Raw genomic sequence first — 23,248 nt, 5'->3', positions numbered from 1 at the left:
GAAGCCGCCAATTAAAGGCCGCCGACCACACCTTTTGGATTTACGGGCGTCCAACACCCCGTAACCATGGAAGCTATATTGAAACGGGCCGCACAACGAGTACACGAATCGGAAGATGAGAAACTGCTGATCGAGCAGGCTCAAAGTGGTGATCGTGAAGCATTTGAGCAACTGGTCCGAAGGCATGACCGGGACATCCTCAGGTTGGCGTTCCACATGCTGGGAAATCGCGAAGAGGCGCGAGAAGTTTTCCAGGAGACCTTCCTCAAAGCCTATCGGTCGCTAAGCCGATTCAGATTCGAATCCAGTTTTTACACCTGGATTTATCGAATCGCAACCAACGTCAGTCTGGACCACCTTCGCAAACGTCAAACCCTTAAAGAGGAGATTTCCTACGAGTCGGATTCGGAATCGCATCCGGACCGGCCGGCGTTGAAAGACACCCTCGCAGCAACGACGTACTACAGCAATCCCGAGCGCCGGCTATACGGCAAAGAAGTCGGAGCAAAGATTCAAGATGCCTTAAAAACTCTTTCCGAAAAAGAGCGTCTTGTATTTGAATTAAGGCACTATCAAGGGCTCCGGCTCAAGATGATCGGGGAAATCATGGGCAGTACAGAAGAGACGGCAAAGAACTATCTCTTCAGAGCCACTCAAAAACTCAGAGCGTACCTGTCGAACGTATGAACCAGAATTGTAGAGATTATCAGCATCAAATCACACTGCTCCTGTACGAGGAGCTTCCGGAAGGAGTGCGGCCGGAACTGGAAGAGCACCTGCGTGCGTGTACCGGCTGCCAGGATGCGTACAAATCCGAAAAGGCTTTTCATACCACGTTTGCCGATGATTCGGCCGGTTGGGAAGTTCCGTCCGACCTGCTCATGGAATCACGCAAAGGGTTGGCGGACGAACTGGACCGCATCGAGAAGAAGCGGTCCTGGTGGCGTATGCCGGCGTTTTCGGTGGTATTCACGCCGATGCGGCTGCTGGAATCGGCGGCCCTGGTGGCCATGGGACTGGCGCTCGGCGTCTATGTCGGGAACCAACGGGTCGCACCTCCTTCCTCAATCGCATCCAACGCACAGATCAATTCCGTCTCCGCCATACCCAGAAACGGAACGATTTCCAATCTTCAAGTCGTGAATTCGGATCCGTCGACCGGACAGGTCGAACTGGCGGGACAGGTCTCGCAGCCGGTCCGTTTCCAGGGCCGCATGGACGACGACACGGTGCGGCAGCTTCTGCTGAACGCGCTTCGCGATGCCGACAATCCGGGGTCGCGGTCGAAGGCGGTCGAGGTTCTGTCGCGCAAGTCGAATGATGAGACGATCGAGGAAGCGCTGATTCAGGCGCTGGTCTACGACAAAGATGCCGGCGTGCGCGCGCAGGCGCTCGAAGGGTTGAAGAAATTCGCCAGCGAGCAGCATGTGCGGGCGGCGTTCATGCATGCGCTGCAGAACGACGAAAACCCGAACATTCGAGTCCAGGCTATCGATGCGCTCACTGCGGCGAATGGCAAGGACCACGACTTTGCGGAGAAACTTCAGGAAGCCACGAAAGAAGACGACAACCCGTACATTCGCACCAAGGCGTTGCAGTTCGTGAGCGCGTCAAAATGAATTTGAGGACCGTCCTTGGTGTGGTTGGCGTAATCGGCGGCCTTGTTGGTCCCGGTTACGCCAAATGCCCCGTCGGTGAGACGACCCTTCTCATCGTCAAAGCCGAAACCGGCGACCTTCGCGTCGATACCGCCGGCAAGGAACCCTCGGTCGATATCCAGGCCGAAGAAGCCAAACTTCACGAAAGCTGCGGAACTAAAATCATCGAGTACTCGGGCGCCGGCGCGCGCAGCTGGCACATCATCACACCGAAACATATCGATCTGGACCTGACGACGGTCGGCGGAAACATCACGGTGACGGACGTGGACGGCAATGTCACTCTTCACACCAGCGGCGGTTCCGTAACGACCGGCAGCATCCGCGGCAATGCGATGATCACCACCCAGGGCGGTGCGATTCGCACTGGCGGTATCGGCGGGAATGCGACGTTGCGCACGCCCGGTACGATCGAAGTCGCAGGAGATATCGGCGGCAACGCCGAGCTTCATACCACTTCGGGACGGATCACGACCGGCAGCATCTTCGGCATGCGGGCCGACGCCGAGGCGGGCAGAACCATCATCATCAACAAGGCGATGGAGCTGCAGGCGAACACCACGAACGGCGACATCTCCGTCGGCGAAGTGGCGTTCATCACCGCGAAGAGTGGCGGTGGGCAGATCACGACACGGCGGTCGCATGGGCCAGTTCACGCACACACCGAGGAGGGCGATATACGGCTGGACAGCGCGGGCTCATGGGTGGAGGCGTCCACCGGCCGGGGTAATATCCTGGTGCGCCTGCTGCCGGAGAACATCGACAGCGACCTGCACATGAATCTTCAGGCGGGCAATGGGGATGTGACCGTATATCTGCCGGCGCGGCTTCGGGCGTCACTGGATCTGACCGTTGACAATCCGTCGTTCCAGTCACCGCCGATCACGTCGGATATTCCTTTAGCGCCGAAACGGCCGCCACAGAGCTTGATCCCCGAGAATCGATACTACGCACCGACCCACTCCGAGTCTCTCTTCAACGGCGGCGGGAATAAGATTGTCCTGCACACCATGAAGGGGAAGCTTACGATCCGGAAGAATTAGTTAAGACCATTGGATCATTGCATCATTGATCCGATGGGCTTAATCCCGTTTTCCTCGCACAACCGCAATCCTCAACAGCTTCGGATCGAGATACATCTGCGCGGCACGCTTCACGTCATCCGCCGTCACGCTTTCGATTCCGGCGGCGTAATTCGGGTTCGGCTCTCCGCCGTAGATCGATCTGGCGTACTCCAGCACGCTTCCCCGCCGTGTCTGCATGCCGATGGCAAATTCCCCGATCGAGTACGCCTGCGACTTATTCAACTCTTCCGCGGTGACGCCATCTTTTCGCAGGCGGTCCATCTCCTTGTCGAGCGCATCCTTCACCTTCGCCTCGTTCTCCGGCGAAAACGCAACGTATGTATAGATTGCTCCGCCTTTGGTGAAGAACGCGTTCTCGGTCCTCACGGTATACGCCAGCCCCTGTTTGTCTCGAATGACATCGAAGAAGCGGCCGCCCAGCCCCGAAACAATATTCTCCAGGACGACCATCGCGTAGCGATCCTTGCCCGAGCGGCTCACGCCGGGAAATCCGTAGACCATCGCGGTCTGCTGCCGCGGAACCGTCTCGACGAACTCCTTTGATTCCGGCTTCAATGAGGGAGCGGGCAGCGACGAGATTTCCCTTTCGTGGAGATCAGCGTTGGTCAGGGCATCCGCAAGTGGAGCGACGAGCCCCGTTCCGCTGGTATCGCCGTCGATGATGATCGTTGGAACCAGCTGCCGCTCATTCGTCTTGAACCAGGCCTGCAGATCTTCCTTGGTCAGCGGCGTCACCGTAGCTTCGCTGCCGATCGAGGTCCGGCCGTAGGCGTGATCGCTGCCGAACAGCGTCTGGAAGAACAGACTCACAGGATACGAAAAATTATTCTCGCGAAGTTTCCTGATGCGCGCGATCTGGAGGACCTTTTCCTTCTGGACGTCGTCGTCCTCGAAGGCGGGTTGCTGCAGGATCTGAATCAGGATATCGAGAGCCTGATCCATCTTTCCGCTGAGGCCTTCGACGATGTAGCCGAAGAAATCCGGCTCGTTCACCACCTGGATACGCGCGCCGGCATTTTCGAGACGCCGCGCGATGTCTTCGGAGTTGAATCGCTTCGTGCCGCGGATGGCAGAGCGCAGCATCAGTTCCGTAATGCCGGCATTCCGGGGCGACTCGTAGAGGCGGCCGCCGGGATAAAACAATCCGAATGAAACCAGCGGCAGCCGGTGATCCTCCACGACGTAGACGTCGGGGCCGCGCAGGATCGATCGCTTGGTGATGGGCTTCACCATGTCCTGAACCACGCTGTTGTCGGGCGATGGAATCCCGGCAACGACGCGCAATTCCTGGACGTCGCGCGGCACGACGGCGGCCGCCACTTTATCGAGCACGGCTGCGCGGTAGTCGTTGACGTTAAAACCGAGGGTGCGCGGCATCATCTCAGGGAGATATTCGAATGCCGAGAGGTTCGTGTTCGTGAGGTATTTCTTCGCCACGCGCGCGACATCGTCGGCGGAAACCTTCTGGATTGACGGCAGGTAGCGGGGCGACTTGTTCCAGTCGCCGAGCGCCTCGTAATATGCAAGGTCGAAAGCTATACCGTCGACGGTTTCCAGCGAGTGATAGCGATTCTGCGCAATGAGCGCCTTTGCCCGCGCCACCTGCTCGTTGGTGACGCCGTTCCTTTTGATGTTCTCGATTTCGGCAAGGACGGCGATCTGGGCATCCAGCGGCTTCGAAGTCTCGAGGTCGACTTCAAAATAGCCCAGGTCCGGGAAGGCGAGTTCGTCGGCCGAGCCGCTTGTGATCAATCCCTGTTCGTCGCGGACAAACTGGTTCAGAACCGACGCGCGGCCTTCGCCCATGATGGCCGCAAGCACTTCGAGGGCGCGGGCATCGTCGGAGAGGATGCCGGGCGTATGGAAACCGAGAGCCACGTGATCCTGTTCGATGGGGCCGCGCTGCCACATGTACCGGGCAGCAGTCTGCTCGGGCTCGGCGGGACCGCTGTCGTGTTCAACCGGGTTATCGTCCGCAGGAATGCCGCCGTAGAGCTTCACGACTTCATTGATCGTTTCCTCGATGTCGAGTTGGCCCGCGATCGAAAGAATGATGTTCGAAGGCCGGTAGTACTTCTTGACATAGGCAACGATGTCATCGCGGGTCAGCGCGCGCAGGCCTTCCGGTGTCCCGATCCGCCAGCGGCGCATGCGGTGCTGCTCGAAAGCCGTGGCGTACAGCTTTTCGGAAGCAACAGCCGGAGGATTATCGAGCTTGCGATTGTTCTCCTGAAGAACGACTTCAATTTCTTTTTTCAACTCGCCCGCGTCGTAGGTCGAATTCCACAGCGCGTCGGCCTGAATCTCGAGAGCCTTGTTCAGATTCTCGGAGGGGCCTTCCGTTTCATACACGGTGCGGTCGTAGTAGGTGTGCGCATTAAGGTATCCGCCGAGAGCCTGCGTCTCGCGGGCGATGGCGCCGACGGGACGTGTGGAGGTGCCCTTGAAGAACATGTGTTCGATCACATGGGAGATGCCGGAGATGCGATCGTCTTCGTCGAAGTAGCCCGCTTTGACATACGTCGTGATGCTGGTCAGCGGTAAGGCCTGCTGTTCGCGAATGATGACAGTGAGTCCATTTTTAAGGATGACCTTGGTGGTCTGTCCCTGGTCTTCTCGAAACGTGTATGGTTCCACGATTTGCGCCGCCTGCAGAAAAAAGATTAGAGAGGCTAAGAGGATCAACATACGTTCTATTTTATTTCTATTTTACGAGAGTGGTCATCGACGTATGAGAGAAATACCCGGACGGCGCCGGTGGTGTCGAAGGATCCCAGGCGTTCGGCCCACTCGATGATGACGGCGGCGGCGGGATCGTCGAAGATCTCTTCGAGGCCGAGACCGTCGAGGCCGTTGGGTGTTTCCGGGTCGATGCGATAGAGATCGATGTGGTAGACCTTCATCCGGCCGGCGTACTGGTTGATGAGCGTGAAGGTCGGGCTGGAGACGTCGTCGATGTCGCGGACGCCGAAGCCGTCGGCGAGGCCTTTGGAAAAGAGCGTTTTTCCGGCGCCGAGATCGCCATAGAGAAGGATGTGCGCAGGGGTTGGGAGCCGGGCGGCGAGCTGTTTCGCGACATCGTAGGTCTCGGATTCGGAGGTGGAGATCATGTGTATTTTGAGTAGGGGACGGTCCCATTCCCCTCCTTTTCAAGGTGGGGTGCCCGAGCGATCAAATCGTTAGAACGCGAGGGCGGGGTGGTTATCCACGAACCGCGAAGCGCTCCTTATTGTTTAAAGGAGCCGCTACGCGGACCTTGGAACAGACCGCCCCAACCCCGCCTGACTCAGGCGGGGAGTTTGATGGTATTTACGAACCGCCCCGTCTGCGCCGCTAAGGAACGGGACCATCATAATTAATGGCGCAGCCACCCCGCCTTGGAAAGGCGGGGAATGGGGCCGTCGCCTTGCAACTCCCCGCCTGAGTTAGGCGGGGCGGCGCGTAGCGCCGGGGCGGTCTGTTCAAAGCCGCGCAGCCACCTTATAGATGCCCGGCGCAGAGCGCCGCTCCTTTCTACCTCCCGCCGAATTCAAGCCGACTTTTTCCAACCTCGGTTTAGTAAAAGGTACGCGCGCAGGCGCGCTCCTTATTGAAATGCCCGCGCAGCATCATGCTCCGTTCTCACATCATCCCCGCGCGCGCTCCTTACCCCACATTCTCCCACGCCTTGGGCAGAAACCGCAGCAGGTCCGTCGCGACCAAACTCTCTTCCCCCAATTCCTCCGCCGCCAGGTCCCCCGCCAGGCCATGGAGATAAACCGCCAGGCACAATCGTTCGATAAACGATCCCAAATGCTCCTGCGCGAGAATTCCGGCGGTCATCCCGGTCAGGATGTCTCCGGTCCCACCCGTGGCCATGCCGGGATTCCCGGTCGGATTGACGTACACATTCCCATCCGGCGCGGCGACCACCGTCCGGTGCCCCTTCAGCACGACGTATGCATTCCGGCGCTTCGCAAACTCGGACGCAACCTCCACGCGATTCCCATTCACGTAATCGATGGTTTTCCCGATCAAGCGTGACATCTCTCCCGGATGCGGCGTCAACACGGCGCCGCCAAGCTCACCGTCAAACCCCGCCAGCGCATTCAACCCATCCGCATCGATGACGAGCTGCGTCCGGCATTCCGTCAGGACTCTCCGGACAAAAGCGCTCGTTTCCGGCACAGCCGTCAGGCCCGGGCCGACGGCCACGACAGCTTTACCCTGCATGATGCCCGTGACCGACTGGTTCGCGATGGTCCCATCCTGCGTTTCAGCCAGCCCTTCGGTCATCAACTCCGGCATCGAGGCTGCGACCACCGGCAGAACGCTTTCAGCGGTCGCCACCGTGACCAACCCCGCGCCGGACCGCAGCGCGGCCTGCCCCGCCATGGCAGCGGCGCCGGTCTTGCCGCGTGAGCCGCCGATGATCAGGACGCGCCCGTAGGTTCCTTTGTTACTGTCTGGCAAGCGGGACGGCAACGGGTGCGGCTCGATCAGATGAAGTTTGTAATTCTCGTTGTCGAGAAGCCCGGCCGGATTGCCGATGTCGGCGAGGATCACATCTCCGGCGTCATCGCAAGCGGGGTAAAAGACAAGTGACGGTTTCAAAGCCGTGAATGTCACCGTGACGGCCGCTTGAACGCCGGGCGAGGGCACATCAACCGCGACGATATCGGCCCGCGGAAATTCCTCCGCCAGGCTCTCGATCACCGTTCGGTACAGACCTTCGACCGGCTTGCGAGCGCCGGTGCCGAGAAGCGCGTCGACGATAATGTCGGCGTCGAGAAGCTCGAGCATCTCTTCGCTCCAGTCCTGGTCGCTGAGGACGATGGCCGGCGGGTAGCCGAGACCTCTCAGGATGTCGAGGTTCATTTTTGCGTCCCCTTTCATTTCCTCTTCCGAAGCGAAAAGAAAAACGAACGGGAAGCAGCCTTTCTGAATCAATTGCCGCGCGACAACCAGGCCATCGCCGCCGTTGTTCCCTTTACCGCAAAGGATGCCGACGGTGAGTTCGTCGAGATTTTCGTACCGGTCTTCGAGGACTTCGACGACGCGCATGCCCGCGTTTTCCATCAGGATGAGCGTCGGCGTGGTGGATTTCCGATCGAGTTCGCGCAGTTGTTCTGGTGTAAGGATTTTCATAGGCCTCGACTTATTTTTGCTAAGCTGTCCCACTTATGCAACTCGCGCAGGTAAAGGAACTGGAAAAAAAGTATCTGCTTGGAACCTACAGCCGCTATGAGCTGTTGGCGGACCGGGGGAGCGGCGCGTATCTGATCGACAAATCGAACAAACGATACTTGGATTTACTGGCGGGAATCGCCGTCAATGCGCTCGGATACAACCATCCGCGCGTGAAGCAGGTTCTTCGGAAACAGATCAAGCGTCCGATACACGTCTCCAATCTCATCTATCACGAGTATCAGGGCCGGCTGGCCGAGAAGCTCTGCAAGCTGTCGGGGCTCGACCGCGCCTTCTTCAGCAACAGCGGAACGGAGGCGATTGAAGCCTGCCTGAAGTTCGCACGCGTCTTTGCGCGGCCGAAGTTCCGGGTGCTCTCTCTGGATCGGTCCTTTCACGGCAGGACATTCGGAGCGCTGTCCGCGACCGGACAGAAACAGTATCGCGAGCCATTCGAACCGCTGGTTCCCGGATTCGATTTTGTGAACTTCGATGACGTCGGCGATCTCGAACGAAAGCTGACGGACGATGTTTGCGCCGTCCTGATCGAGACGATCCAGGGCGAAGGCGGCATCCGTCCGATCTCGGAGAAATACTATCGCGCGGCGCGCGAGCTGACGAGAAAGCGCGGCGCCGTGCTGGTGGCCGACGAGATCCAGTGCGGGCTTGGCCGCACCGGCCAGTGGCTGGCACTGCATCGATTCGCGTCGCCGAAAGACAAAGAGATGCTGCCGGACATGATTGCGCTCGCGAAGCCGCTGGGGCTGGGCATTCCGATGGGCGCCGTCATTTTGAATGAAAAAGTGGCCGCCGCAATCCAGGCGGGACAGCACGGAACCACTTTCGGCGGCGGCCCGCTGGCGTGCCGCACCAGCCTGGAGTACTTCAAGATCCTCGAAGACGATAAGGTTCTTGAGCGCGTACGGAAGGTCGGCGCCTACTTCAAGGCGCGGCTCGAAGAGCTGCAGGACGTGCCGGTGGTGAAGGAGGTTCGAGGCGAAGGCTTGATGCTGGCCGTCGAGCTCTCGGTTCCCGGCAAGGAAATCGTGAAGCAGATGTTGAAGCTGGGATTCATCATCAACTGCACTCACGACACGGTGCTGCGGATGCTGCCTCCATTCATCATCACGGAAAAGCAGATCGACAAGTTCGTCAAAGCCTTGAGGCCGGTGTTAGAGGCGCAGAAATGAGCAAGGCCAGAATTCTAAGTTCGAAGATTGCTTACAAAGGCGGACATGTTCAGGTGCGCGAGGATCGCGTGATCGAACCGGCGGGGCATGAGTGTTCTCGCGAGCTGGTCATTCATCCGGGAGCAGTGTGCATCGTGGCGCGGCCCACGCCGGAAGACGTGATTCTCATCCGGCAATACCGCCACGCCACCGGACGCGAGCTGGTCGAGATCCCGGCCGGCACGTTGAAAGCAGGTGAGGATCCGCGCGAGTGCGCCATCCGCGAGCTCGAAGAGGAAGCGGGATATCTCGCTTCGAATATGGTCGAGCGCGCACGGTTCTGGACAACGCCGGGTTTCACGACGGAATTCATGTATCTGTACGAGGCCACCGACCTCACCAAAACGCACATCCATCCCGACGAGGATGAAGTGATCGAAGTCGATATCGTTTCGCGCGCGAAAGCCCTCCAGATGATCGACGACGGCGGGATTCAAGACGCCAAGTCGATTCTCGGCCTGCTCCGGATTCTCCGCTGACAATGTCTTTCGGGCCTTTGTCGAGGCTTCGCCCTATCGGGCTCGCGCGCTACGCGCAGTGGCGAAAGAATCAGATCGCCGTAACGATCTCCGGTTCGCTGATGAATTTCGGCTACACGCTGGTGATGTCGTTCCTGCCGATCTATGTGCGGGAGCTCGGCATTGAGTCGACCGGGGCGATCGCGTTATGGAGCGGATTGATTCTGAGCGCCAGCCCGCTGATGGCAGCGCTGATGGGCCCGCTCTGGGGGCGGCTCGGCGACCGGCGCGGGATGAAGCTCATTGCGACGCGGGCGACGGCGGCCAATGCGCTGCTCTGGTTCTCGATGGCGTTCGCGCACAATGTCTGGCAGCTGCTTTTGCTTCGGATCGTTCTTGGGATTCTCGGCGGGTTCACGAATGTCGCGGTTGCGCTGGTGACGCAGCTGACGCCGAAGGAGAAGGTCCCCTCGGTGATCGGCACTCTGCAGTCCTGGCAGATCTTGAGTACAGCGGTGGGGCCGCTGGTGGGCGGGATTCTTGCGACCTCGATCGGTGTACGGAACACCTTCATGTTCACGGGGCTGGTGAACTTCGGATCGCTTTTGAGCATTCTGTTGTTGTATCGCGATCAGGATGTGGCGGCGCCGGTAGAAGAGAAGCCAAAGCCCGCAGACGTGACGTTCGGGTTCTGGAAGAGGCCGGAGTATTTCACGGCGATGATGATCCTCTTTTTCGTGAATATGGCGGACCGGACATTTGGTCCGATCGTGCCGTTGTTCCTGGAGGAACTGGGAACGCCGCGGGGCGCGCTGGAGATGGTGGCGGGGGTCCTGATTTCGGTGGCGGCGTTTGGGGAGGCGTTTTCGTCATGGCTCTCGGGAAGGCTGGCGTCGAGGATTTCGCTGAGGCAGCTGATTACGTGGCGACTGATTTTGAGCATTGTCGTCCTGCTGCCGATGCTGGCGGTGCGGACGACAGGAGAGTTTTCGATCTTAAGAGTGATGCTCGCGCTGCTGGCCGGCGGCACGCTGACGCTGGCGTTGAGCGCAGCGCACCATGTGATCCCGAACGAGCATCGCGGGACAGGGTTTGCGCTGCTGTCGGGAACCAGCATGCTGGGTGGGGCGGTGGGCCCGATCCTCTCGGGACTGCTGGCGGGGATCAGCATTCGGGCGGTGTTCGTCGCGAACTCGGTGGTGTATTTGTTGATGATCGGGTTTGTGTACAGGAATGTGAGGCATTGAAAGGGAACGCACCACCGACTGACTCGGGCGGGGAGTTAAGACGCGTAAAGTGAGACGGGCCCATTCCCCTCCTTTTCAAGGAGGGGTGCCTGAGGCATCAACTCGTTAGAAGCCGAGGGCGGGGTGGTTATAAGCGAACCGCGAAGCGATCCTTATTTGTTGATGGAAGTTACCAACCGCCCCGTCTGTGCGCGATTCTGGGACTCTTTGATGCGCGCAGCCACCCCGCCTTGGAAAGGCGGGGAATGGGGCCGTCTCACCGGGCCGTCTCGGGTCATTCAGGTTGGACTCTTCAGGCCTCCAGTTTAGTAAAAGGATGGGCGCAGCAGCGCGCCACCTTATTGAAATGCCCGCGCCGCGCCATGTTCAGTTCTTTCGCCCTCCCGGCGTGCGCTCCTTTTCCCCCTGCCTCCGCATCAGCCGGCAGGCTCTCGCCGGATTGAACACACCGCAACTGCAGAATCGAGCCATCGTCCCGGCGGCCTGTTCGGGCGTGCGTCTTCCCTGCTTCACCCACTCGACCAGCTTCCGGACCAGTCCGAACGACAGCATCCCATGACCGCACATGGTCGAGAGCTCCAGCGTCTGGCGGTCCGCCATGCGATCGGTCTGGCCGAAAAATCCCAACGAGTATTCGACGCTGTGCCGTTCGAGCCCCGCGCGGCGTGCACACTCTCTCGCCTGATCCAGACCGCCGCTGATGTTAATCGAGAGCCCGAGATCCGCCGTCTTCAATTCCTTGACGAATTCGACCACGGCATCCGGATTGTCGAAAACAACCGCGACAGTCGTCGGACCTGAGACAGAGTTCACGACGCCCTCGAAGTCGCGGCGTTCCTGACGACTCCAGTGCACCGAGGGATTCAGATCCTTTGCCGGCCGGAATATTCCGCCATGACTGGCATCGCCCATATTCACCGGCTTGTACTTGCGGGCGATCTCCAGAAACCGGCGTTCCATTTCAGCGGCATTGCCGTCGTTGATCCCACGCGCCGGTATCGCAAAGACGATGTAATCGTCATCAAAGCTTTCGCCGTATCGATGCAGTGTGTTCGTCATGCATGTCCGAGACCGAGGTTCGTTTTCCCCCGGACATATGAGAAGCCTTCTTCCGCGAGAATTCCGTCCAGAGCGCTATTTCCCTCCACATCGCACCGCGTGGAAACGCCGACGGAGACCACCGTATCCAGCGTCTTCGAAACCTCATCGACGCGCCGCAGCACCACTGGAACATTCTCGACAGCCGTCTTGAACTCGACAATGGCCGAGAGGATTTTCTCGTTCAGGATATCGTCGCGCAGCTTTCCGGTCTTCCGGTCGATCATCATGTGGGTCACCGGATTCCTGGGCTCGAATTCGATGCCGATTCCGGCGAGCGCCCGCGTCATCTTTTCGATATCGCGGAACCAGACGCCGACAGTCGGGCGGCCGAACTCGATGACATATCCCGCCTCGCCAAGGCCGACGCGATGGGTGACATCGTTTGTCTTCACCTCCTCGGTTCCGCGGCCATGGACACCGGTACTTTCATGCGTGACGATCGGGTCGCTGAAGGCGCGCCGGACGACGCGAGGCCAGGAAAGCTCGTCGGGGATGATGGCGGAGGTCGGACAAACGTCGGGTTCGGGATCAAACCTGAGGCGAAAGATTTTGAGGAGGCGCCGGATACCGCGGACAAGCGTGGGATTCAGCTTTTCCATGCTCATGCCGCGGAAGCAGGCGTAGCATTCGACGCATTCATTGGTGTTGACGACGGCCCGGTTCAAGCCCGTATCAATCGCGATAGCCCCCATCGGGCACACCGGTATGCAATTTCCGCAGGCCACGCATTTTTGTTGGTCGATTTGCACGTCTTTCCCGCCGGTGATTTCCGTCGTCCCTTCGATAATCTATCCCACCGTCGCACCGCGGTAGTAGTGTCCCAAGATCGACCGATACTCTTTCCCCAGATTCGCCATCACGGCGGCGCCGATCTGGCATAACCCCACGCCGTGTCCCCAGCCGGCGCCGCGGAGGATGAAGCGGCCGCCTTCATGGTCCACCACAAACGCCGAACTGTACAAGTGTGACGGCGACAGTGCCCGCCGGATCTCGAGTTCCTTCCCGACGATGAGGTAATCCTTCTCGCCGGTGATCTTCAACCGATAAATCCGGCCTGAGGGCCCTCGCGCCTGCGGCTCCATCTCGCGAATCTCGCCAAGGTCGACTCCCAGCCTCGATCGGAGCAGCTCTCCGGCCTCGCCGGGCGAATAGTCCACGCACCAGCGGAAGAAGTCGCGTGTCTCCTGATCGAAGCCCGGCAGAATCTGCGCCAGGAGGCGCGTATCGTGCGTGTTGCAGTATGCCGGCGGCTCGGAGCGAATGAGGTTTTCCGCGTTACCCGGCGGTTGCGGATCGGACCCGTCATAGACCGACGCCAGGTATGGAATGTCCTGATCCTCCCACGCGGTCGAATAAATTTCCGTCACCCCGCCGCAGGACTTCGAGAAACGCGCATCACAGATACGGCCGTTGTACCGGAGGAACTCTCCCGACGTCGCGAGCACGGCTTTGGATGCCGCATCCGAGAAGGCCTTCGTGATGCCTTGATATCGCTGGCAGTGGTCATCGGCGCAGACGTCGAAATCGGGATGCGCTTCCCGTCCGTACCACCGCAGAATCTCATGAGTGGAAATGTTTCCGGATTCCGGGCGGCTTCCATGCGGGTTCTCCTTCGGAAACCACATCCAGCTCCGGGAGATGACAGCATGTGCCTTGAGCATTTCCAGCGGGCAGGACGCGCTCATCTCCGACGAAATCACGCTGGTAACGTAGTCCTCGAGCGGGACGTCATTGATGACGGTAAAGCCCGCGCCGCGTTTGATGATCCGAATGCCGCCACGGAACACCTGGCGTTCCTTGCGTTCCCAGTGAAAGCCGATTCCGATCGTGACGTCATCGACCGCAAATGCGCCGGATGCATCCTCGGGCTCGAGCGAAGTCTCCGATGTGAATCGATGGCGGCCCGCCGGATAGACCTTCCCGGCAGGGCCGCGAAACGGGCCCATCAGCTCCAGTTCGACTGCCGGCCGGCCCTCGACCAGTCCTACGGATACGTTCATAGTTTTGCAGCGACCTCATTAAAGATCTCGTCCGGAAGGGTTACCTCGCGAAAGATCGATGCGATATCTTTACCGGTGATTCGAACAAAATCTCGTTCGAATGGAACCACAAAAATCCCGCAGAGATCAATGGACGCGGGGCTCACCGTGAGCTGACCTGTATGAAAAACTTCAGGCCGGTGTTTACCTCGAGGGAACAGATAGACGGTCCATCGGCCCTGCTCGTGAAAGAGGGCGATGTTGATCAGAGGTTCCGGAGCCTTCCGGGTCGCATTCGATAGCAGTTCGATCGCGCGATCGATCCGGCGGATCAGCTGCGACCGATCCCTATCACGAAACATCAGAACATTTCGGGCATAGTCCGGGACAACAATTCCCGGAATCTCGGCCGTGTCCTTCTCAATGGGAAACAGTTCGCGCGAACCGGCCTGAAAGTGCATGTGGTCGGGCGCGGAAGCGCCGCACTCGGGGCCGTTATAGATCACGAAATAGCCGGGCAGTGCCGCCGCGATATCCAGCATGGCGCCGGCTTCTCCGGCGATGTGCTGTGGCGTGTGATCGCGATGGACGATCGTCAGATGTCGATCGACGATGGGAAAGGGATTGAAGTAGATCGTATAGCCGGAACTGAACGCGATACCGCGTTCTTCAGAGTCGAGATTTCCAGAACACAGAAAACACGGCCGTTTCAGGATAGATTCACGATCGACGGCGGCAGTGGTGCTGGCGACGCGATGCGGGATATGGCGGATGAAAACATCGAACCAGTCAATACCCGCGGGCCGGGTGTGTGCCTCAGCGAGCCCCTCGACGCCACGCGCGAGGCGAGGCCAGGAGCGAAGTTGGTTTTCATGGAGGGTTTCGATAGCTTCAATCATGGGTTAAGAACATTGGACCATTGCATCATTGCTCCATTGCATCATTGCTTCAACTTGAAGAATTGAAGCAATTTGCAATGATTCAATTTGAATTAAGTACCCGCCTTCACGCCTTCACGCCTTCACCTGCCTTGCCTTGATTTCCATCGTGCGGATCCAGTCTTTGTAGGAGTCGTAGCGATTCGCTGTTTCGAGAGGCAGCGCCGTGTCTGTGTTTCCTTCCCAGCGGCGGCAGAGATAGACGGAGTCGTAAATCCGCCCGATATCGAAATCGCGGCTGATACGCAGAGCCATGGCATAGTCCTCACCGTAACTGACGTTCGGGAAACCGAACCGGCGCAGCACCGATGTGTCGAACGCGCGGGGCGCGCCGAGACCGTTGATGCGCAGGGCATTGTTGCGGCCGTTTTCCCGCGTCCACTCGCGATGATCGATCAAACCAGGCGGGATCTGCTGTAAAGAAAAATCCACCATGGTGTAAGAGGCGATCACCATCGCATACGGTCCCGCTTCCAGTTCACCGACGATGCGCGCAAGGACCTCTTCGCCGGAATAGAGATCATCGGAATCGAGTTGAACAGCATACCGGCCGCAGTGCTCTGAATAGAGCGCCTCGTTCCAGCAACCGCCAATGCCGAGATCGTGGCGGTCCGGAATCAGGTGCACGAGACGGGAGTCGCGAACGCCACGCAGCAGTTCCGTCGTGCGATCCGTCGAATGGTTATCGACGACGATGACGTTGTAATTGAAAACTGTTTTTTGATTGAGGGCACTTGTCACCGCGTCGAGAATCGTCTGCTCACGGTTTCGCACTGGAATGACGACGCTGGCTCGAACCGAAAATGCATCCGCCGGCGGAGGTACGGCCTGAAAGCGCGGCTCCAGATAGGAACCGATCCGTTTGAGGTGGGCCGTCGCGACACGTTCCATCTCAATCTGGTAGTCGCGGTTTTTCGGATCGACGTAATCAAACTGCTTCTGACCTGTAGGACGCGTATCTACAGCGGAACCGGAATACAACGGCTCCGGAATCCGGACAATCGGAAATTTCTCGGAGACGCGCAGGCGCAAATCATAAAGAGTGCTCCAGTTGGTTTCCGCACCCTTTTCATAAGCATCGGCGCGCACTGCAATGACAGCGCCAAAGTCAAAATTGTCTCGAATACTGCCGGTTTGATAGTTGATGCGGGGATGACCGATGGAATCGGAGTAGATCCAGCCGGCGCCGGTGTCGCGCATGACCTGCGTCATGCGCTCGAACAGGTGCCGGCCTGGATCAATGTTTACACGGGGATCGCCTAGAAAAACGATGCCGGATTCCGAATGAAGAATGATAGCTGTTTTCAAACATGGATTTTAACATGCGGGCCGGCGCCGCTCAGGCGTGTCCCATTTCGGCCTGGTCGAGGTCGATGAATTGGCCGTCGCCCGCCGACTCCTGCGGCAAATAATCCACCACCAGCAGGTACATATCGCCATCCTCGAACATCCCTCCGAGCTTCTGGTCCATCAGCTTGAACTGCTGGTTCTGCGCGTCCCATTCAACCTTTACGATAAACATTTGCGCCTCCCTTGCCCCTTCTATCTATGACTACGCAATTCAAGGGACAATCGGAAGCCGGACCGGAACGTGGATTGCAGCTATTCTCTGGAGCGGAACTTTCCCACCAGCGGCGCAACCAGCGTCACGATCAGAAGAAGCAGAAACACGATCAGAAACAGTGTGAAGAGATCCCCGCCGATCAGCGTGTAGCCCGTGAAGCGGACCATCACCCCATTCACCACGACGATGACGAAAAGAATCATGGTCATGCGTTGAACACGATTGAGACGGGAGAAGAAACTCATTGCAGATCACGTGGCCGCGGTCAAACTGCTAATTACGTTTCACAGTCGGGCGGTCGTCCGGGGTCTCAGGCGGCTCGTTATCCGGGTCCGGCGCCGGAGTCTTGTGCCGCAGGCTTGGCTGGCCCGCGTTGTCCGGCAAATAGACGCTTTCGATTTTCGCAAGATACGCTTTGACGTGTTCAAACTCTGAAGTGGACTCGACGTCTCGATCTCTTGGAGGAAGCACCACTGTGATCGCCTCCTCGACCTTCCGAATACGATCGCCGGTCGGCGGATGCGAAGCGAAGAGCCGCGAAACGGATCCCGGCTTGGCTCTCTCTTTAACCTGAAGTTTTTCGAAAAACCGCACCATCGCGCCCGGATCGTAGCCGCTCTTATACAGATATTGGACGCCGAGGTAATCCGCTTCCGCCTCCATGCCGCGCGAAAACTTCAGGAACGTGAATGGAACAAAAATGCTGGCCGCCTGCTCAACCCCATATCCCACCGGACCGGCAACGAACATCAGCGGAAGCACCATATAACTGACCAGCTGCGCTTTGGACTCCTGCTCGGTTCCATGCCGCGCTGCGACATGAGCAATTTCGTGCGCCATGGCTCCGGCGAGTTCCGCTTCGTCGTCGGCTGCAAGAATCAAGCCGGTATTGACGTAAAAAAATCCTCCAGGCAGCGCGAATGCGTTGACCTGGTCGGATTCGATGACCTTGATGGTGAATGGCACTCTCGCGTCGGAATTGCGAACGATGTTCTGGCCGATCCGGTTGACGTATTCGCTGATGATCGGATCTTTCAGGAGTCTCGACTCCTGTTCAACCTGCAGCGATAACTGGCGCCCCAGCGCAATTTCTTTATCGATGGAAACGAAGTTGATGGTGCCTTTGTTGATGTCGCGGCTTCCGATATTTTCGATATCGGAGTTCTTCATTTTTTTGTCCTGGGCAAAACCGCTCGCGGCAAGCGTCAGAATGACTATGAGCGCCGGCGCGCACCATGTTGTAAAACGACTCACGAAGTCCTCCTGACAACCTAAAACTGTCATACATTCTGGCGCCATGCCAATAGAAATACGCGGGTGACGGAAGTTTTCTTGCGATCGACATACATTTTTGAAGGGTGCGGCGGTTGCCGCCGCGCCACGGCTCAATGTAGGAGGGCTTCAGCCCCAGCGTCCAAGAGATGCCATCAAGCCCAACAATCCGGCAATTCCGCTCAGTAAATGGAGGGCGCTCCGTGGACGTCCGGCAAGCGCAAGTTTTGGAAGCCGGCCATCTTCAGCGGCGAGCTGGATCAACGCCGGATCGCCGTAAACATGATCGTGGTCGTAAACGACAGTGTGTTTTTCGCGCAGCGCGTCGAGAATTCCTTGTTCACTGCGTTCGCGTGCGAAGACGTACGTCCGGCAGATACCCATCGCTCCGAGGTCTGGAGCGAGAGGGCCGAGATGGTAGTCGCTGTCGCCGATCGCGGCCAGATTACCGCGGCTGAAGAACTCGCGCAATTGGCCGGCCGCCTGTTCATTGGTCAGAGCCAGCGGATGAACAACCTCGGAGCCATCCAGTTTGCGCAGCGATTCGGCGTCGTATGCCGATGCGTAGCGCGCGACCGGATGCGCGGCGATGGCGATGCCGCCCTGACGGTGCACTTCATCTATCGCACTATTGGGCGGCTGCCTCCAGTCGACCGTTTGCGTGATACCAATCGCAAGGATGTGGTACTTGATCGAATGAATTTCCTCGCCGACGATCACGATCGGATTGCCGCTGAACCCGGAAAACCATTTCCCCGCTTTTGCAACCCAAGTGTGGTTGTGCGGAGTGAGCGCAATTGCGTCCAACCCCAACCGGCGCGCTTCGATCACAGTGTCCCAGGGAGACAACATGGCCCAGCTCTGCGGAAAACTATGGATGTGAAAATCCGCGGCCAGAACCTGATACCCGCCCAACGTCAGGTGTGGACTCCGGTAAGGCCTGTCTGAGATCGTTCCGAAAATGATGGAAAGCGCCAATAGCGCGCAGCCGGACCAGCGTGCAATACCTACCATAGTCTTCCGGTAATCTCCGACCATATCGTCGGTCCGCCCATGACCGAAAGGATGAGGACCCAGGAAATCAGGCGCTGGATCGCCAACTGACGCGCAGCTCGCGAGGAACTCTGTTTCAAGACCAATCGAAAAAAACAGAAGTCGATGTACAGAGACCACACGACGGCAATCGCGATGCCCGCGAATTGCCAGGTCACTTCTACAGTCCAATCCAGGCGTCTGGTGGATGGGGATAAAAAGCACCAGACTGCAGACATCCCGGCGAGCCACAACAGCCATGGCCGGTAGCCTGCGAAAAACGAATCAATGAGGTTTGAAAAGGGCACCTTTTCAGGGTCGTTCCAACACACCGCTGCGAGAGCGGCGATCTCGATCAGGGGAACAAAACTCCAATAAATCGTCGCCGGCACGATAAGGCGTACGGTCAGAACTCCAGCGGTTAGAAATGAAACAGTACAACCGATAAAGAAGGCCAGGAACAAGGGCTTCTTGAGGCCGAGCCATGCTGCCATGCTGGCATGGTAGCACTGGCGAACTGTCAGGTTTCGTTCGTTACTTGTCCTTTAGCGCGCTCAGCAGAAGCTTGAAGTGGGCAACCTGGACATGGCCTTCACGCGGGGCGCTCATGATGTCGTCGAAGACGGATGTGAGTTCGAGAATTTCGAAGCCATGTTCGCCGAGGTCGCGGTAGCCGCGAATGTAACCATCGCGGAAGCCGAGGACGTGGCCAAATTCGTGGGCGAGCGTCCGGGCGGGAAGATCACCTGGGGCAAGGGCGACGTAGCGGCCGACGAGACTGTGCGTGGTTTGGGCCCCCGAGGTAAGAACGGCGCCGTCGGGCGGAAATTCGCTCGCATGCGCACGGACGTCGATATGCTCGCCGGGTTGAGCCGTCGGAGGCACCTGGCGAATTTCGACTTCGATGCAGTAGAGCGTTTCTCCTTCGCGCGCCTGCCACATATCTTCGATCGCACCCTTCGCTTTCGCCAGGAATTCCTGGTCCTCGATGTCTGTATAAACCGGGACGTGCAGCACAACGCGGCCTGGAGTGCTGCGGTCGACCTTTATAAATGACGGCACGTCCGGTTTGCCCAGAACATCGCGGATGGCCTGGGTGATGTCCGGGTCATCCGACTTCATGAGGTCGTAGACTTTTGTGAGCTGGTCGAAGCGAACACGGTCCTGCGCGATCGAATGCTGCCAGAACTGGTTGTACTGGATGTACTGATCGATCGTGCGCTGGTTGTTCAAAAGCCTTCGATACTCGGCGACCAGATCCGATATCAGCTTTGCTCGTTCTTCGGGCGGAGCCTTCTCCGCATCGCCAAGGGACGCCTCGGCACGGTCTAATTTCACGCCTTCGCCGGCAATGTAACCATCCGTGATCGGCCAGCTGTAGGAAAAGACCGACACCGGAGGAGCGCCGGCGGTCCTGCTATCGGTGATTCGTGGAAGAACGCCATATCCGAAGCGGATGCCGGCGGAAGCAGGCGGGGCGTCCTGTGCCTGAAGTTTCGGAAGAACGATCCCTGGCGTGGACGGCTGATTATCCAGAAGCGTTCGCAAGGCAGAGAAAAATTGAATAAGACGGTCCCGATGGGCCAGGAATTCTTGCTCAATGCGGTCGCCCTCACGCGCGTATGCAGGACGATCCTCGGCCTGCGCGGTCAGCAGAACCATGATGAGGACCAACGCCATAGCCGATATTGTATCCGTAGGCGCGGGGGATTTCTGACATAATGGGTTTCTTCGACCGGCACAATCCGATGCTGAGGAATAACGGATGAGAACGCGACGTTGGTCCATCATTGTGAGTCTCGCACTGGTCTTCGCGACGTCAGTCCCCTTCGCGCGCGCAGCCGAAACGCTTCCGTCGCAATTGAGCGATCAGGAATTCTGGAAGTTATCGTCGGAGTCTTCGGAACCGGATGGCACGTTCCGCTCCGACAACCTGCTTTCCAACGAGAGCTATTTCGAATTCGTGATTCCCCGTCTGAGCGAAACCGCGAAGCAGGGCCGCGTCTACATGGGCGTCGGGCCCGAGCAGAACTTCACTTACATTTCATCGTTGAAGCCGAAGATGGTTTTCATTGTCGACATTCGCCGCGGCAATCTGGACCTCCAGCTCATTGCGATCTCGAATTCACCGTCCACCGACGAAATCTACACGGGAAACCTCACGGCAATCAAAGATCAGCTGATGAAGAAGCACGGATATCCCCTTTCAGACGACGACCTGATGGGCCTCGAATGGGTCTATGGCAATTTCAGCAGTTTCGGGCCGCGCATCAATTACGGATCGAGCGGCAGAGGCGGTTTCGGCAGCGGAGTGACGTATGCGGATTTGATGACAGCGACGGACGCCGACGGCGTCTCCCGGAGTTATCTCGCGAATGAAGAGAATTTCAACGTTTTGAAGGCGCTTGAGACTAACAATCTGATCGTGCCGGTTGTCGGCAACTTTGCCGGACCCAAGGCCATTCGCGCCGTCGGCAAATATCTCAAGGATAAGGAAGGCGTGGTTTCCGCCTTTTCCCTCTCGAATGTCGAGATGTATCTGGAGCAGGACGGCATCTGGGACAAGTTCTGCCGTAATGTCGCCGCGCTGCCCCTGGACAACTACAGCACATTTATCCGCTCGGCTCGCGGCGGCACATTCGGGTTGGGATCCGGACTGAATTCGGATCTTGGCACATGGCTGCCGAAGTGAAGGACTGCGGCCCTGAAAAGTGAATCCTTCCGAAGAGTACCAGCGGCGCCTGAGCGCACGGCAGCAGAAGGTCGAGCGTTATAGAAAGCTCGACCATCTCATCGGGAATATCCGCCTCGGCGCCGGCTTTACATTTTTCCTGCTGATATGGCTCGCCGCCGGGCCGGGCGTCGTCTCGGGCTGGTGGCTGCTTGTTCCCATCATCGCTTTCATCGTCCTCGTCGCGCGGCATGAGCGCATTCGCTACCTGGCGCGCCAGGCTCAACGATCCGTCGCATTCTACGAACGCGGCGTTGCCCGGATCGAAGATCGCTGGATTGGAACCGGCGATCCCGGCCTCACTTATTTCGACGAATCCCATCCGTATGCGACGGATCTCGATCTGTTTGGGAAAGGATCTCTGTTCGAACTGCTTTCTTCAGCGCGCACGCGTTCCGGCGAGCAGACACTGGCCGGCTGGCTGAAGGCGCCGGCGGCGCCGGCGGAAATCGCAATGCGCCAGCGAGCCGTCGACGAACTCCGCGCCAATATCGATCTCCGTGAAGACCTGGCAGTGCTGGGCGAAGACGTCCGGGCTGCGATCCATCCGGAGTGGATGAAACGATGGGGGTCCGCGCCCGCGGTCCTGCATTCGCCCGCCGCACGTGTGATCGCGCCGATCCTGGGTGCGCTGATCATCGTAAGCCTGGTTGATTACTTCGCTTTCTATGGCAGCGGATGGTTCGTTCTTGCAGCGATTGCCGCAGGCGGCGGATTCGGCCTGCATTATCGCCCCCGTGTACGCGACGTCACCGACGCAGTGGCAGATCCGGTAAAGGATCTCGCGGTGCTTTCGCTGGTGCTCTCGCGGCTGGAAAAAGAAAGCTGGCAATCCGAAAAGCTTCGAAAACTACGCAATGAGCTTGGCAAGACGGAGCCGGCATCGCGATCCATTGGGATTCTCGTCGGGCGAATTGAATTCTTGAATTGGAGACTGTCCGCATTCTTTGCGGTTATCGCTCCATTGTTTATGTGGGCGACGCAATTTGCGTTTGCGATTGAAGCATGGCGGGCGAAACATGGCAGCGATATCGGCCGCTGGCTGGAAGCCGTAGGCGAACTGGAAGCCTTATGCTCGCTTGCGGCATACGCTTATGAGCATCCGGATGACCCATTCCCGGAAATTCTCGAAAGCGGAACGCATTTTGAAGGCGACGACATGCGGCACCCGTTGATACCGGGGACCCGCTGCGTTGCTAATTCCGTGAGGCTGGACCACGAACTTCAGCTTCTTATTGTGAGCGGTTCGAACATGTCGGGCAAAAGCACGCTGCTCCGCACCCTTGGAGTGAATGTCGTACTGGCGCTCGCAGGCGCTCCGGTCCGGACAGCGAGGATGAAGGTATCTGTCGTCGCGCTGGGCGCAACGATCCGCGTGCTCGATTCGCTGCAGGCTGGAACGTCGCGGTTCTATGCCGAGATTCAGCGGCTCCGGCAGATTATGGATCTCACAAAGACGATGACCGTCCTTTTCCTGCTGGACGAAATCCTTCACGGCACGAATTCGCACGACCGGGCAGTCGGCGCTGAAGGAGTCATTAGAGGTCTGATCGACCGCGGCGCAATCGGGATCGTCACAACACATGACCTGTCACTGGCAAAACTGGCGGAGGGACTGGCGCCTCGGGCCGCAAACTTCCATTTTCAGGACCAGCTCATCGATGGCCGTATGGTGTTCGACTACCGTCTGCACCCGGGCGTGGTTCAGAAGAGCAACGCGCTTGCTTTGATGCGTGCCGTCGGCCTCGAGGTGTAGTCTGTCTGCAACCGCTGATGTCATTTAAACAC

22 protein-coding genes are annotated in these 23,248 nt (G+C 58.4%); 8 read left to right on the top strand and 14 right to left on the bottom strand.

What is annotated here, in order from left to right; all coding sequences use genetic code 11:
• The first annotated feature begins 66 nt into the window (after window positions 1-66).
• Genes VGK48_22235 through VGK48_22225 form a run of 3 tightly spaced genes read left to right on the top strand, consistent with a single transcriptional unit; the run spans window position 67 to window position 2,701 of the window.
• Window positions 67-687, top strand: coding sequence for a sigma-70 family RNA polymerase sigma factor (locus VGK48_22235; GenBank protein HEY2383904.1), 621 nt, complete (start codon window positions 67-69; stop codon window positions 685-687).
• Window positions 684-1,619 (top strand): HEAT repeat domain-containing protein, encoded by a 936-nt coding sequence (locus VGK48_22230; protein ID HEY2383903.1) that lies wholly within the window; start codon window positions 684-686, stop codon window positions 1,617-1,619. The genes VGK48_22235 and VGK48_22230 overlap by 4 nt, the downstream gene beginning before the upstream one ends.
• The gene (locus tag VGK48_22225) at window positions 1,616-2,701 is read left to right on the top strand and encodes a hypothetical protein (GenBank protein ID HEY2383902.1); all 1,086 of its coding nucleotides are present in this window, start codon (window positions 1,616-1,618) and stop codon (window positions 2,699-2,701) included. Before VGK48_22230 ends, VGK48_22225 begins: the two co-directional genes overlap by 4 nt.
• A 39-nt stretch (window positions 2,702-2,740) precedes the next feature.
• On the opposite strand, the gene VGK48_22220 is transcribed toward VGK48_22225, so the two are convergent.
• The 3 genes from VGK48_22220 to VGK48_22210 all read right to left on the bottom strand — a co-directional run bounded on the left by VGK48_22220 (window position 2,741) and on the right by VGK48_22210 (window position 7,870).
• Complete coding sequence (locus VGK48_22220; GenBank protein HEY2383901.1) at window positions 2,741-5,431, bottom strand: pitrilysin family protein; 2,691 nt, start codon at window positions 5,429-5,431, stop codon at window positions 2,741-2,743.
• 5 nt (window positions 5,432-5,436) lie between these two features.
• Window positions 5,437-5,853 (bottom strand): tRNA (adenosine(37)-N6)-threonylcarbamoyltransferase complex ATPase subunit type 1 TsaE, encoded by a 417-nt coding sequence (gene tsaE, locus VGK48_22215; protein ID HEY2383900.1) that lies wholly within the window; start codon window positions 5,851-5,853, stop codon window positions 5,437-5,439.
• Window positions 5,854-6,388: 535 nt separating this feature from the next.
• Window positions 6,389-7,870, bottom strand: coding sequence for an NAD(P)H-hydrate dehydratase (locus VGK48_22210; protein HEY2383899.1), 1,482 nt, complete (start codon window positions 7,868-7,870; stop codon window positions 6,389-6,391).
• Between the two features lie 35 nt (window positions 7,871-7,905).
• Here VGK48_22210 and VGK48_22205 point away from each other — a divergent pair, with 35 nt between their 5' ends.
• The 3 genes from VGK48_22205 to VGK48_22195 are packed head-to-tail and all read left to right on the top strand — an operon-like array spanning window position 7,906 to window position 10,843.
• Complete coding sequence (locus VGK48_22205) at window positions 7,906-9,099, top strand: aspartate aminotransferase family protein (GenBank protein ID HEY2383898.1); 1,194 nt, start codon at window positions 7,906-7,908, stop codon at window positions 9,097-9,099.
• Window positions 9,096-9,617, top strand: a complete 522-nt coding sequence (locus VGK48_22200; protein ID HEY2383897.1) for an NUDIX hydrolase — start codon at window positions 9,096-9,098, stop codon at window positions 9,615-9,617. The genes VGK48_22205 and VGK48_22200 overlap by 4 nt, the downstream gene beginning before the upstream one ends.
• 17 nt (window positions 9,618-9,634) lie before the next feature.
• Window positions 9,635-10,843, top strand: a complete 1,209-nt coding sequence (locus VGK48_22195) for an MFS transporter (GenBank protein HEY2383896.1) — start codon at window positions 9,635-9,637, stop codon at window positions 10,841-10,843.
• Between the two features lie 366 nt (window positions 10,844-11,209).
• Here the strand turns inward: VGK48_22195 and VGK48_22190 are convergent, their stop codons facing one another.
• The 11 genes from VGK48_22190 to VGK48_22140 all read right to left on the bottom strand — a co-directional run bounded on the left by VGK48_22190 (window position 11,210) and on the right by VGK48_22140 (window position 20,409).
• Window positions 11,210-11,902 carry a hypothetical protein gene (locus VGK48_22190; GenBank protein HEY2383895.1) on the bottom strand — a complete coding sequence of 231 codons (693 nt, stop codon included), beginning with the start codon at window positions 11,900-11,902 and terminating at the stop codon, window positions 11,210-11,212.
• Window positions 11,899-12,693 (bottom strand): 4Fe-4S dicluster domain-containing protein, encoded by a 795-nt coding sequence (locus VGK48_22185; protein ID HEY2383894.1) that lies wholly within the window; start codon window positions 12,691-12,693, stop codon window positions 11,899-11,901. Before VGK48_22185 ends, VGK48_22190 begins: the two co-directional genes overlap by 4 nt.
• 39 nt (window positions 12,694-12,732) lie before the next feature.
• Window positions 12,733-13,944: a SpoIID/LytB domain-containing protein gene (locus VGK48_22180; protein ID HEY2383893.1), complete on the bottom strand. Its 1,212-nt coding sequence runs from the start codon at window positions 13,942-13,944 to the stop codon at window positions 12,733-12,735.
• Complete coding sequence (locus VGK48_22175) at window positions 13,941-14,822, bottom strand: DUF4922 domain-containing protein (protein ID HEY2383892.1); 882 nt, start codon at window positions 14,820-14,822, stop codon at window positions 13,941-13,943. Before VGK48_22175 ends, VGK48_22180 begins: the two co-directional genes overlap by 4 nt.
• 114 nt (window positions 14,823-14,936) lie before the next feature.
• The gene (locus VGK48_22170) at window positions 14,937-16,169 is read right to left on the bottom strand and encodes a glycosyltransferase family 2 protein (protein ID HEY2383891.1); all 1,233 of its coding nucleotides are present in this window, start codon (window positions 16,167-16,169) and stop codon (window positions 14,937-14,939) included.
• 31 nt (window positions 16,170-16,200) lie between these two features.
• Window positions 16,201-16,383, bottom strand: coding sequence for a hypothetical protein (locus VGK48_22165; protein HEY2383890.1), 183 nt, complete (start codon window positions 16,381-16,383; stop codon window positions 16,201-16,203).
• Between the two features lie 80 nt (window positions 16,384-16,463).
• Entirely contained in the window at window positions 16,464-16,634 is a 171-nt protein-coding gene (locus tag VGK48_22160) for a hypothetical protein (GenBank protein ID HEY2383889.1), read from the bottom strand.
• A gap of 64 nt (window positions 16,635-16,698) precedes the next feature.
• A complete protein-coding gene (locus tag VGK48_22155; protein HEY2383888.1) occupies window positions 16,699-17,679 on the bottom strand; it encodes a M48 family metallopeptidase in 981 nt (326 codons plus the stop codon).
• A 147-nt stretch (window positions 17,680-17,826) separates the two neighbouring features.
• Window positions 17,827-18,711: a CehA/McbA family metallohydrolase gene (locus VGK48_22150; protein HEY2383887.1), complete on the bottom strand. Its 885-nt coding sequence runs from the start codon at window positions 18,709-18,711 to the stop codon at window positions 17,827-17,829.
• On the bottom strand, window positions 18,705-19,223 hold the full coding sequence (locus tag VGK48_22145; protein ID HEY2383886.1) for a hypothetical protein: 519 nt from the start codon (window positions 19,221-19,223) through the stop codon (window positions 18,705-18,707). Before VGK48_22145 ends, VGK48_22150 begins: the two co-directional genes overlap by 7 nt.
• Before the next feature lie 40 nt (window positions 19,224-19,263).
• A complete protein-coding gene (locus tag VGK48_22140; protein HEY2383885.1) occupies window positions 19,264-20,409 on the bottom strand; it encodes a hypothetical protein in 1,146 nt (381 codons plus the stop codon).
• 85 nt (window positions 20,410-20,494) lie between these two features.
• Here VGK48_22140 and VGK48_22135 point away from each other — a divergent pair, with 85 nt between their 5' ends.
• Both VGK48_22135 and VGK48_22130 read left to right on the top strand, forming a co-directional pair.
• Window positions 20,495-21,421: a hypothetical protein gene (locus VGK48_22135; GenBank protein HEY2383884.1), complete on the top strand. Its 927-nt coding sequence runs from the start codon at window positions 20,495-20,497 to the stop codon at window positions 21,419-21,421.
• 19 nt (window positions 21,422-21,440) lie between these two features.
• Window positions 21,441-23,216 (top strand): DNA mismatch repair protein MutS, encoded by a 1,776-nt coding sequence (locus VGK48_22130; protein ID HEY2383883.1) that lies wholly within the window; start codon window positions 21,441-21,443, stop codon window positions 23,214-23,216.
• Window positions 23,217-23,248 lie beyond the last annotated feature (32 nt).

Source organism: Terriglobia bacterium, from assembly GCA_036496425.1.
Taxonomy (GTDB): domain Bacteria; phylum Acidobacteriota; class Terriglobia; order 20CM-2-55-15; family 20CM-2-55-15; genus 20CM-2-55-15.
This window is presented reverse-complemented; position numbering and strand designations above follow the sequence as displayed.

What these genes read in the sequence shown, in the direction of transcription:
- VGK48_22235 (HEY2383904.1), top strand. Translation starts at nt 67, where the DNA reads ATGGAAGCTATATTGAAACGGGCCGCACAACGAGTACACGAATCGGAA.
- VGK48_22230 (HEY2383903.1), top strand. Translation starts at nt 684, where the DNA reads ATGAACCAGAATTGTAGAGATTATCAGCATCAAATCACACTGCTCCTG.
- VGK48_22225 (HEY2383902.1), top strand. Translation starts at nt 1,616, where the DNA reads ATGAATTTGAGGACCGTCCTTGGTGTGGTTGGCGTAATCGGCGGCCTT.
- VGK48_22220 (HEY2383901.1), bottom strand. Translation starts at nt 5,431, where the DNA reads ATGTTGATCCTCTTAGCCTCTCTAATCTTTTTTCTGCAGGCGGCGCAA.
- tsaE (HEY2383900.1), bottom strand. Translation starts at nt 5,853, where the DNA reads ATGATCTCCACCTCCGAATCCGAGACCTACGATGTCGCGAAACAGCTC.
- VGK48_22210 (HEY2383899.1), bottom strand. Translation starts at nt 7,870, where the DNA reads ATGAAAATCCTTACACCAGAACAACTGCGCGAACTCGATCGGAAATCC.
- VGK48_22205 (HEY2383898.1), top strand. Translation starts at nt 7,906, where the DNA reads ATGCAACTCGCGCAGGTAAAGGAACTGGAAAAAAAGTATCTGCTTGGA.
- VGK48_22200 (HEY2383897.1), top strand. Translation starts at nt 9,096, where the DNA reads ATGAGCAAGGCCAGAATTCTAAGTTCGAAGATTGCTTACAAAGGCGGA.
- VGK48_22190 (HEY2383895.1), bottom strand. Translation starts at nt 11,902, where the DNA reads ATGACGAACACACTGCATCGATACGGCGAAAGCTTTGATGACGATTAC.
- VGK48_22180 (HEY2383893.1), bottom strand. Translation starts at nt 13,944, where the DNA reads ATGAACGTATCCGTAGGACTGGTCGAGGGCCGGCCGGCAGTCGAACTG.
- VGK48_22175 (HEY2383892.1), bottom strand. Translation starts at nt 14,822, where the DNA reads ATGATTGAAGCTATCGAAACCCTCCATGAAAACCAACTTCGCTCCTGG.
- VGK48_22165 (HEY2383890.1), bottom strand. Translation starts at nt 16,383, where the DNA reads ATGTTTATCGTAAAGGTTGAATGGGACGCGCAGAACCAGCAGTTCAAG.
- VGK48_22160 (HEY2383889.1), bottom strand. Translation starts at nt 16,634, where the DNA reads ATGACCATGATTCTTTTCGTCATCGTCGTGGTGAATGGGGTGATGGTC.
- VGK48_22150 (HEY2383887.1), bottom strand. Translation starts at nt 18,711, where the DNA reads ATGGTAGGTATTGCACGCTGGTCCGGCTGCGCGCTATTGGCGCTTTCC.
- VGK48_22145 (HEY2383886.1), bottom strand. Translation starts at nt 19,223, where the DNA reads ATGGCAGCATGGCTCGGCCTCAAGAAGCCCTTGTTCCTGGCCTTCTTT.
- VGK48_22140 (HEY2383885.1), bottom strand. Translation starts at nt 20,409, where the DNA reads ATGGCGTTGGTCCTCATCATGGTTCTGCTGACCGCGCAGGCCGAGGAT.
- VGK48_22135 (HEY2383884.1), top strand. Translation starts at nt 20,495, where the DNA reads ATGAGAACGCGACGTTGGTCCATCATTGTGAGTCTCGCACTGGTCTTC.